The sequence below is a fragment of the Dehalococcoidia bacterium genome (assembly GCA_025054935.1).
Lineage (GTDB): Bacteria > Chloroflexota > Dehalococcoidia > SpSt-223 > SpSt-223 > JANWZD01.
Genome location: JANWZD010000006.1, coordinates 158,279 through 167,460, shown reverse-complemented (window position 1 = coordinate 167,460; position 9,182 = coordinate 158,279). Strand labels below are relative to the sequence as shown.

Annotated in this window: 9 protein-coding genes; 6 read left to right on the top strand and 3 right to left on the bottom strand. The window is 64.7% G+C overall.

Annotated features, from left to right (window positions below; genetic code table 11):
* Positions 1-162 precede the first annotated feature (162 nt).
* The 3 genes from NZ773_08920 (at position 163) to NZ773_08910 (ending at position 3,171) form a co-directional block, all read left to right on the top strand.
* Positions 163-681, top strand: a complete 519-nt coding sequence (locus NZ773_08920) for a recombination regulator RecX (protein ID MCS6802046.1) — start codon at positions 163-165, stop codon at positions 679-681.
* A 98-nt stretch (positions 682-779) separates the two neighbouring features.
* Positions 780-2,309 (top strand): ribonuclease Y, encoded by a 1,530-nt coding sequence (gene rny, locus NZ773_08915; GenBank protein MCS6802045.1) that lies wholly within the window; start codon positions 780-782, stop codon positions 2,307-2,309.
* Between the two features lies 1 nt (position 2,310).
* Positions 2,311-3,171 (top strand): PHP domain-containing protein, encoded by an 861-nt coding sequence (locus NZ773_08910; protein ID MCS6802044.1) that lies wholly within the window; start codon positions 2,311-2,313, stop codon positions 3,169-3,171.
* Here the strand turns inward: NZ773_08910 and NZ773_08905 are convergent.
* Positions 3,140-3,619: a TIGR00725 family protein gene (locus NZ773_08905; GenBank protein MCS6802043.1), complete on the bottom strand. Its 480-nt coding sequence runs from the start codon at positions 3,617-3,619 to the stop codon at positions 3,140-3,142. The genes NZ773_08910 and NZ773_08905 overlap by 32 nt on opposite strands.
* Positions 3,620-3,770: 151 nt before the next feature.
* On the opposite strand from NZ773_08905, the gene eno reads away from it, so the two are divergent.
* On the top strand, positions 3,771-5,069 hold the full coding sequence (gene eno / locus NZ773_08900; GenBank protein ID MCS6802042.1) for a phosphopyruvate hydratase: 1,299 nt from the start codon (positions 3,771-3,773) through the stop codon (positions 5,067-5,069).
* On the top strand, positions 5,066-6,082 hold the full coding sequence (gap, locus tag NZ773_08895) for a type I glyceraldehyde-3-phosphate dehydrogenase (GenBank protein ID MCS6802041.1): 1,017 nt from the start codon (positions 5,066-5,068) through the stop codon (positions 6,080-6,082). The genes eno and gap overlap by 4 nt, the downstream gene beginning before the upstream one ends.
* 9 nt (positions 6,083-6,091) lie before the next feature.
* On the opposite strand, the gene NZ773_08890 is transcribed toward gap, so the two are convergent.
* Positions 6,092-7,345: a PrsW family glutamic-type intramembrane protease gene (locus NZ773_08890; GenBank protein ID MCS6802040.1), complete on the bottom strand. Its 1,254-nt coding sequence runs from the start codon at positions 7,343-7,345 to the stop codon at positions 6,092-6,094.
* Positions 7,346-7,493: 148 nt separating this feature from the next.
* On the opposite strand from NZ773_08890, the gene lexA reads away from it, so the two are divergent.
* The gene (gene lexA / locus NZ773_08885; GenBank protein MCS6802039.1) at positions 7,494-8,132 is read left to right on the top strand and encodes a transcriptional repressor LexA; all 639 of its coding nucleotides are present in this window, start codon (positions 7,494-7,496) and stop codon (positions 8,130-8,132) included.
* 39 nt (positions 8,133-8,171) lie between these two features.
* Here the strand turns inward: lexA and holA are convergent, their stop codons facing one another.
* Entirely contained in the window at positions 8,172-9,176 is a 1,005-nt protein-coding gene (gene holA / locus NZ773_08880) for a DNA polymerase III subunit delta (protein ID MCS6802038.1), read from the bottom strand.
* Between the last annotated feature and the right edge of the window lie 6 nt (positions 9,177-9,182).

The window sequence follows — 9,182 nt, the reverse complement described above, 5'->3', positions numbered from 1 at the left end:
AGGGCGGGAGAATGCGCGGGAGTATCTGAAGGCGCATCCGGAGTTGACCGACCAGCTCGAGGCCGAGCTCCGCGCGCTCGCAGCAGGCGCGATTTCCACCTGACAGCAGCGCCGTGTCGTGGTAGAGTAAGACGGTGGGCGCTTGCCCTTCCGTTGTCACCGATGACCACCGTTCGGCAGCGCGGACGCAGCTTCCAGAGCAGCGAGGACGACCTCGCGCGCGTTGCGCAACGCTGTCGCGAGGCGGCGCTGCGCTACCTTGCCTACCGGCCGCGTAGCGCCGCAGAGGTACGGGCGCGGCTCGCTCGACAGGGATACCCGCCGGAAACGATCGAGGCAACCCTCGGGTGGCTAGAACAGTATGCGCTCGTCGATGATCGTGCCTTTGCCGAGTTCTGGGTAGAGAGCCGGCAGCAGGGTCGCCCGAGCAGCCAACGGCTGATCCGCGCCGAGCTGCTCCAACGCGGCGTTCCCGGGGAGCTGGCACGCACGGCGGTCGATGGCGTAGACGACGAGGAGAGCGCCTACCGGGCGGCGGCACGGCGAGCAGTCAAGTTGTCACGCGAAGACGAGGCAGTGTTTCGACGCAGACTCGGGGCCTTCCTCGAACGACGCGGGTTCGACTACGACGTGATCGCGCGGACCGTTGAACGAATCTGGCGGGAGACGCCAGTTTCTTGACGCGCTTCTCAGGGCGTCCGTAAACTACGGCCCGCGAAGCGAAATGCATATTTCGTATCCGCCGCACACCCTGAAACTTTACCGAGAGGCGAGGCGCGATGGAAGCAGCCCTAACGCTGGCCATCTCCCTCGTGGCGCTGCTCGTAGGAGCGGGGGCGAGCTACCTGTACTTCTCAAAAGTGGGGACAAGGCAGGCACGATCGGAACGTGAGAGCGCCACGCGGTTTGTTGAGGAGGCCCGAGCGCAGCAAAAAGAGATCCTTCTCGCAGCAAAAGAGCAGGCGGTGCGCATCCGTGATACCGCTGAGATGGAGATCCGCGAGCGTCGCAATGAGTTGCAGCGGCTGGAGCGGCGCCTAGCGCAGCGCGAAGAAGTCCTCGAGCGCAAACTCGAGGCAGTGGAACGGAAGGAGCGTTCCCTCGCTGAGCGCGACGTCCAACTGCAGACGCTGCGGGCAGAAGTCGAAACGATCAAGCAGCAGCAGCTGGCCGAACTGCAGCGGATCTCGGGGCTGACACGCGAGGAAGCGAAGAGCCTGCTGCTGCAAGCGATTGACGAAGAAGTGCGGCAGGACGCCTCGCGGCGTCTCCATGAGATCGAGCAGCAGCTGAAGGAAGAGGCTGACCGCCGCGCGCGGATCATCCTCACGACGGCGATCCAGCGCTGCGCTGCCGACGTCGTTTCCGAAACGATGACCTCCGTCGTTCACCTGCCGAACGAGGAGATGAAAGGCCGCATCATTGGGCGCGAGGGGCGGAACATCCGTGCCCTCGAAGCGGCCACCGGCTGCGATGTCATCATCGACGAGACGCCGGATGCTGTCATGCTCTCGGGCTACGACCCCGTTCGGCGCGAGATCGCTCGGATGGCGCTTACCCGGCTGATCGCCGACGGCCGCATTCATCCGGCGCGGATTGAGGAGGCTGTTGCCAAGGCGCGGCAAGACATGGAGCAGATCATCCGCGAGGAGGGAGAGCAGGCGGCCTATAAGGCGGGAGTGCACGGCTTGCCGCCCGAGATTATCCGCCTGATGGGGCGGCTGCGCTTTCGGACGAGCTATGGGCAGAATGTTCTCGATCACTCAATCGAATGCGCGGCGCTCGCGGCCATGATCGCTGCCGAGCTGAAGGCGGATGTCCAGATCGCCAAACGGAGCGCCTTCTTGCACGACATCGGCAAGGCGGTTGACCATGAGGTGGAAGGACCGCATGCCTTGATCGGGGGCGAGATCGCGAAGCGGGCAGGGCTTCATCCGAAGATCGTCAACGCGATTGCCGCTCATCACTACGATGAGGAGCCGGCGAGCGTCGAGGCGATCATCACTATTGTCGCGGACTCGATTAGCGGCGGCCGTCCCGGCGCCCGGCGCGAATCGCTCGAGCAGTACATCAAGCGGCTGGAAGCTGTCGAAAGTGTCGCCAGCAGCTTCCCCGGGGTGGAGCGCTGCTTTGCCATTCAGGCAGGGCGCGAGGTGCGGATCGTCGTCAAGCCTGAGGAGATCGACGACCTCGCCTCGCTGCGGCTGGCGCGCGATGTGGCGCGGCGGATCGAAGAGACCCTGCAATACCCGGGGCAGATCAAGGTGACCGTGATCCGCGAGACGCGCTCGGTCGAGTTTGCGCGCTGAGATGGCGCTGGTCGACCTCCATCTCCATACGACCGCCTCAGACGGTGCCCTCAGTCCGGTGGAGCTGGTGCACCGCTGCGCCGCAGCAGGGGTCCGCGTGATGGCGATCACTGACCACGACTCGACTGAAGGGGTGCGGCCGGCGATGGCGGCCGCCGAGCCGCTCGGCATCACTGTCATCGCCGGCACCGAACTGAATACCGACGCGGCCGACGGCGAAGTCCACATCCTCGGCTACTTCGTCGACCTCGACTCCCCCGCATTCCAAGAGGCGTTGCTGGCGGCGCGCGATGCGCGGGTCGGCCGTGCTAAGGCGATGCTTGCCAAGCTCGATGCGCTTGGAATGCCGCTCTCGTTTGAGCGTGTTCGGGCGCTGGCGGGCGAGGGGGCGATTGGCCGTCCGCACGTCGCCCAAGCGCTCGTTGAGGCCGGGTATGTCGAGACGATCGCAGAAGCGTTCGAGCGCTACTTGGGGCGCAACGGTCCTGCCTATGCCGAAGGAATGCGCCTCTCCCCGCGAGAGGCGGTGCGGCTGATCCGGGCGGCGGGAGGACTGCCCGTTCTCGCGCATCCGTCGTTCGTTGCCGACCCCGAGGCGACTGTGGCAGCCCTCGTGCCAGAGGGGCTGGCAGGAGTGGAAGTGTTCTATCGGGAATATGGCGAGGCCGAGCGTGCGCGTTTTGGCGCCCTTGCTCGCCGATTCGGCCTTCTGCAGACCGGCGGGAGCGACTTTCACGGCACGGGCAACTGGCCTGAAGAAGGGCCCGGCACGGTCGAGGTGCCATGGTCGGTCGTCGAGGCGCTCTTCGCCGCCGCCGGCCGTCCGGTTCCTACCCTCTCGCGTTTCCGCCTGCAATCATAGCGAGGATGAGCGCGACGGCATCGGCAGGAGAGTCTGCCGGCACGAGGCCGGTATCGGGTCCAGCGGCGGTTGCCAACTGCCACGACCGAATGCCCACTACCGGCTTGCCGAGCTTCAGCGCCAATGCGATCTCAGAGAGGGTGCCGTAGCGGCCCCCGACTGCGATTGCGCCGTCTGCCGACTTGACAACGAGCACATTGCGTGCTTCGCCCATTCCCGTGACGATCGCGATGTCGACGAACGGATTGGCATCGTTGGCGCGGTCACCCGGCAGGATCCCGACCGTCTGCCCGCCTGCTGCCTTTGCTCCCCGGCAGGCCGCTTCCATCACCCCGCCGAGCCCGCCGCACACGACCGTGACGCCCGCTTCGGCTAGCCGCCGACCAACCTCCTCCGCTGTAGCGGCGGTCGCCGCGTCGCAGAGACTGTCGCCAATAACCGCGATCATTCGACACCGCATTGCCGCTCCAGAAGACCAGACAGCCCTATGGTACAATCCGCCGGCTTCTCGTGCGCGTCGGCATTGCGTCTCCGCGCCGTGAGCCGTCAGAGTTAAGAACGCCAACCGCTCAGTTCCGGTTTTTGCGGTGGAGGGACCGGTGGATACGATCGTCCGAGTGCATGCTCGGCAGATCCTCGACTCTCGTGGCACGCCGACTGTCGAGGTCGACGTCGAGTTGGCCGACGGCTCGCTCGGCCGGGCGGCCGTTCCCTCCGGTGCCAGCACTGGCGCCCACGAGGCGGTCGAACTGCGCGACGGCGACCCCGCTCGCTATCGCGGCGCCGGCGTCACCCGGGCTGTCCGCAATGTCAATGAGACGATCGCCGAGGCCGTGATCGGCCGCCACGCCACCGACCAAGCCGGTCTCGATGCCACCTTGCTCGAACTAGACGGCAGCCCGAACAAGTCGAATCTGGGCGCGAACGCCATCCTCGGGGTGTCGCTCGCGACGGCTGTTGCCGCCGCCGAGTATGCCGCTCTCCCCCTGTATAAGTATCTCGGGGGGGTCAGTGCGCGCACGCTGCCGGTGCCGATGATGAACATCTTCAACGGCGGTCGGCATGCCGAGTGGGAGTCGACCGATATTCAGGAATTCATGATCGTCCCCCTCGGCATGTCCAGCTGGAGCGACGCCCTGCGCGCCGGCGCCGAGATCTACGGCAGCTTGAAAGCCCTCTTGAAGTCGAAGGGGATGGCGACGGCGGTTGGGGATGAGGGTGGCTTCGCTCCGAGCGTCCGTTCCAACCGCGAGGCGATCGAGCTGGTGCTCGAAGCGATCCAGCGCGCGGGATATCGCCCCGGCGATGAGGTGATGCTCGCTCTCGACGCCGCGGCGACGGAGCTGTATGAGGAGGGGCGCTACCGGCTGCGCAAGGAAGGCAAAGACTTCTCCTCCGAGGAACTGGTGACGCTTTGGGAAGAATGGTGCCGCCAGTTTCCCATCATCTCGCTCGAAGATGGGCTTGCGGAGGATGATTGGGAAGGATGGCGGCAGCTGCGGGCGCGTCTCGGCGATCAGGTCCAGTTGGTCGGCGACGACCTCCTCGTCACCAACACCACCCGCCTTCAGCGCGCCATCGCAGAGCAGGCGGCAAATTCCATTCTGATCAAGGTGAACCAGATCGGCAGCTTGACTGAGACCCTCGCCGCAATCGAGATGGCGAAGCGGGCTGGCTGGACCGCCGTCGTCTCGCACCGTTCCGGCGAGACCGAAGACACGTTCATTGCCGATCTTGTCGTGGCGACTGGCGCCGGCCAGATCAAGACCGGCGCGCCGGGGCGGAGTGAGCGGGTTGCGAAGTACAATCGGCTTCTTCGGATCGAAGAAGAGCTTGGCAGAAGCGCTCTCTACGCCGGGACGGCCGCCTTCTACAACCTCCGGAGGGAACGTCAATGACGACGAAAGTCGGGATCAACGGGTTTGGCCGGATCGGCCGGCTCGTTCTGAAGGCGATCCTCGAGCAGCATGGCAGCGCGCTCGAGGTCGTTGCGATCAACGACATCACCGATACCAAAACCAATGCCCATCTCTTCAAGTACGACAGCAACTACGGCGTCTTCAACGGTACAGTCGAGGCCGGCCCGAACAGCATCACGATCAATGGCCATGAAGTTCGCGTTTTCGCAGAACGGGATCCCGGCGCGATCCCCTGGCGCGATCTCGGCGTTGAAATCGTCATCGAGTCAACGGGACTGTTCGAGGATGCGGAGAAAGCGCGCGCGCACCTCGATCGCGGCGGCGCGAAGAAGGTGATCATCACCGCGCCGGCGAAGAATGAAGATATTACGATCGTGCTCGGGGTTAACGACGATCAGTATGACCCCGCGCGTCATCACATCATCTCGAACGCCTCGTGCACGACGAACTGTCTCGCCCCGGTCGTCAAAGTGCTGAACGATTGCTTCGGCGTCGAAAAGGGGCTGATGACGACGATCCACTCCTATACCAACGATCAGCGAGTTCTCGACAGTGTGCACCGCGACCTGCGGCGCGCCCGCGCTGCTGCGCTCAACATGGTGCCGACAACGACCGGCGCGGCGCGCGCTGTCTCGCTCGTCATCCCCGAACTGAAGGGGAAATTCCACGGCTTTGCCATTCGCGTCCCCACGCCGACCGTCTCGCTCGTCGATTTCGTCGCCGAACTGAAGCGCGACGTCGCGGTTGACGAGGTGAACCGGGCAATGCGCGAGCACAGCGAGGGCAAGCTGCGGGGGATCCTCGCCTATACCGAAGAGCCGCTCGTCAGCATGGACCTCAAGGGCCATCCGGCGAGTTCGATTGTCGATGGTCTCAGCACAATGGTGATCGGCGGCACAATGGTCAAAGTGGTCGCCTGGTACGACAACGAATGGGGCTACAGCTGTCGCGTGGGCGATCTTGCGGTCAAGATCGCAGCCGCGGGGCTGTAGCCGGCACGGTTATTGGAGCGCAAGCCGCGCCTGAAGGCGGCGGATCTTCTCTCGATACTGCTCCTCCGGGGTGAAGCGCTGGCCGCGCTTGGGGCGCTCGCCCCGCGCAAGATGCCACTTGCGGAAGGCGAGTTCCGTCGCCGCGTTGATGTAGTCGCGGCGAAGGAGAAGCGCAACGAAGCCGTCGTTGCGGAGGGTGGCCCACAGGCTCTGAATTCGCCGCCGGCTCGAGGAGAGGATCTGGTAGTCCTCTCGCGAGAGCAGCCCTTGTTCCACTTCCGGCAGCAGCATCTGACGAATAATCGCTGCCTCGCGCTGCCAGGTGATCAGCACAATGATGGCGAGGGTAAGCAGGCCGGGGCCAGTCAGGACAACCGTCTGCACGGGGGCGACGAGGCAGAAATAGACCCAGGCAGCTGTCTCGGGCGGCAGCATGGCCGGAACAACGGCGCCGGCGATCAGGTTCCAAGCGCCGTGCTGCCCGACCGCAAGGAGATAGCCGGCAAGGGGGGCAATGAGCTTGACGGCGAGCCGGCGCGATTCGCGCGCGAGCCCGAGCCCGGCTCCGATGGTGCCAGTGTAGAGAGCATGGCTGAATCCGCCGAGGATCGCGCGGAGCACCACGATCAAGGCGAGGTCGGCGAGTCCTCCTTCAGCGTAGGCACGGCCGAAGTAGATGAGGTTTTCGGTCATTGCAAACCCGAGCCCGACGATCGAGCCGTAGACAATGCCGTCGAGTATGTTGTCGAACTCGTGGCGGAACAGGAGCATCAGCAAGAGAAGAAAAACTCCCTTGAAGGCTTCCTCGACGACGGGCGCCGAGAGGACAGCGGTCGCGATCTCAGCGCCGTCAGTGCCGACAACTTGGGCGGCGATGAGGGCGACGATCGAGTTGAAGACGTAGGAGAAAACGACGGCGACCACTGCTCCCCAGAAAAAGGCGAAGAAGAGCAGCCGCGCCGGCTCATGCTCATAGCGGTCGACCCAGAGCACGAGCGAGACATAGATCGCGGTGGGAATCAAGGCGAGGAGAGCGCTGAGCACTAATCCCACGAGGTCAGGCACCTCAGTAACCACGATAAGCCCTGCGCAGAGAAGGCAGAGAGAGGCCGCTCCTCCGCCGATGGTGAGGAGGGCGGCCCGGGCGCCGGGCGACATCCCCTCGCGCTCGAGGTGAGGCGGGAGCTCGGGAAGGACAGCGCCGCAGTTCAGACAGAAAGGACGGTCGGCGGGGGTCTCCCGTCGACAGGTCGGACAGATCACGATGCGCTCCTCAAGCGCGGAAAGGCAAGACCGTTCGATCGTCGCCTGCTCTCTCGTCATCATACTCGAAGAGGGGGCGTCGATTGACGGGAGGAGCGGGCGATGATAGCATTAGTTCGGAACAGACGTTCGCAAAGAAAGGGTTGCCATGCGCCTGTCGGAGCGGCAACGGAAGATTTTAGAGTTCGTCCGGCAGTATACCGATGAAATGGGGTATCCCCCGAGCATTCGTGATATCTGCCGCGGCTGCGGGATCAGCTCCACCTCGGTGGTCGACTACAACCTGAAGCTGCTGGAGCGGGAGGGATATCTGCGGCGCGATCCCGAGGTCTCGCGCGGGATTGACCTGATGGATCGCAAAGCGGAGCAGCGCAAGCTAGTGCGGGTTCCTATCCTCGGCCAGATCGCTGCCGGGACGCCTATTCCGGTGCCGGCGTCAGAGACGTGGCAGACGATCGATACGAGCGAAGTGCTCGAGCTGACCGAGGAGATCGTTCGCGGCCGGCCGAATGTCTACGCTCTGCGCGTCAAAGGGCAGTCGATGATCGATGCCCTCATCGGCGATGGCGATATCGTTCTGATGGAGCCGGCGCAGACGGCGGAAAATGGCCAGATGGTCGCCGCCTGGATCAAGAGCCAGAAGGAGACGACCCTCAAGAAGTTCTATCAGGAAGGCGATCGGGTCAAGCTGCAGCCCGCCAACGCGCTGATGGAGCCGCTCTACTTCCCGGCCGAGGATGTCGAGATCCAAGGCCGTGTGGTCGGCGTTCTCCGCGTGCTGCACTAGGAGCGCCCTTCTCCCGGCAGCGCCGATGCGCGCTGCTCCTCACGACGTTGCGGCGAAGGTTCGAGCAAGGAGTTCGAGGGCAAGCCGCGGCTCGCACTTCCCGGTTTTGATCGCCTCGTCCGTCGCGAGCAGGTGGTGGTGCATCGCCCGAAGCTCCGAACTGGAGAGCCGCGTCGCGAGATCGACCGTCTCCTGAAAGACCGGCTCGGGCAGTTGGCCGAGGCCAGCCTGCAGCTTCACTCGCTGCACGGGGACGCCGGCCGTAATCAGTTCGTGGACAAGCCAGACATGACGGAGCCGGTTTTGGAGCATGATGAGGATGCCGAAAGGCGACTCGCCGCTCTCGAGCAGTTCGGTAAGGTCGCGAATCGCTTCGCGGGTCCGGCCGGCAACGAGGTGAGTGACAAGCGAAAAGACATTCTCCTCTCGCGCTGCCGCCGTCAGGAGCGTGATCGCCTCCTCGTCGACAGGAGCGCCTCCGGCCCAACTGGCGAGCTTGTCCAGTTCGCTCGCGAGCACCCACAGGTTCGGTCCGACAAGGGCGGCGAGGCGGCGTGCCGCCGCAGCTGACAGATGGAGCCCAATCGTGCGTGCCCGCGCCTGAATCCAAGCGGTCAGTTCGTGTGGACGGAGGGGAAAATAGCGCTCGAGTGTCGCCCCGGCCGCTGCAAGGCCGGCGACCAACGGGTTGCGTTTCGGGCGAAGGTCACCGCCCACGAGCACGGCGAACGTGGTCGGGGGCATCGCCGCAAACGCCTCGAGAAACGCCTCCGCTTCGGCGCGGCGGCGCTGGCTCCGGTCGCCTTCCTCAAACCGCTCGAGCAGGCCGGTGATGACTACGACCCGGCGGTCGCTAAGAAAGGGAAGCGTGTCGAGGTGCCCGCGCAGTTCCGGAACAGTCAGCTTCTCGCCAGCGATCACCGCGCGGTTGAGATCGCTGAGGGCTGGCTCTGACGGAGCGCTCAGTTCGCGGACGCGCTGGGCGACGCGGTAGTCGTCCTGCCCGAAGACGAGCGTTACTCGGCCGGCGAGCTGATTAGCCATGGTACA

Excerpts from the sequence above, each read along its gene's own strand:
- NZ773_08920 (MCS6802046.1), top strand. The coding sequence starts at position 163 with ATGACCACCGTTCGGCAGCGCGGACGCAGCTTCCAGAGCAGCGAGGAC.
- rny (MCS6802045.1), top strand. The coding sequence starts at position 780 with ATGGAAGCAGCCCTAACGCTGGCCATCTCCCTCGTGGCGCTGCTCGTA.
- NZ773_08910 (MCS6802044.1), top strand. The coding sequence starts at position 2,311 with ATGGCGCTGGTCGACCTCCATCTCCATACGACCGCCTCAGACGGTGCC.
- NZ773_08905 (MCS6802043.1), bottom strand. The coding sequence starts at position 3,619 with ATGATCGCGGTTATTGGCGACAGTCTCTGCGACGCGGCGACCGCCGCT.
- gap (MCS6802041.1), top strand. The coding sequence starts at position 5,066 with ATGACGACGAAAGTCGGGATCAACGGGTTTGGCCGGATCGGCCGGCTC.
- lexA (MCS6802039.1), top strand. The coding sequence starts at position 7,494 with ATGCGCCTGTCGGAGCGGCAACGGAAGATTTTAGAGTTCGTCCGGCAG.
- holA (MCS6802038.1), bottom strand. The coding sequence starts at position 9,176 with ATGGCTAATCAGCTCGCCGGCCGAGTAACGCTCGTCTTCGGGCAGGAC.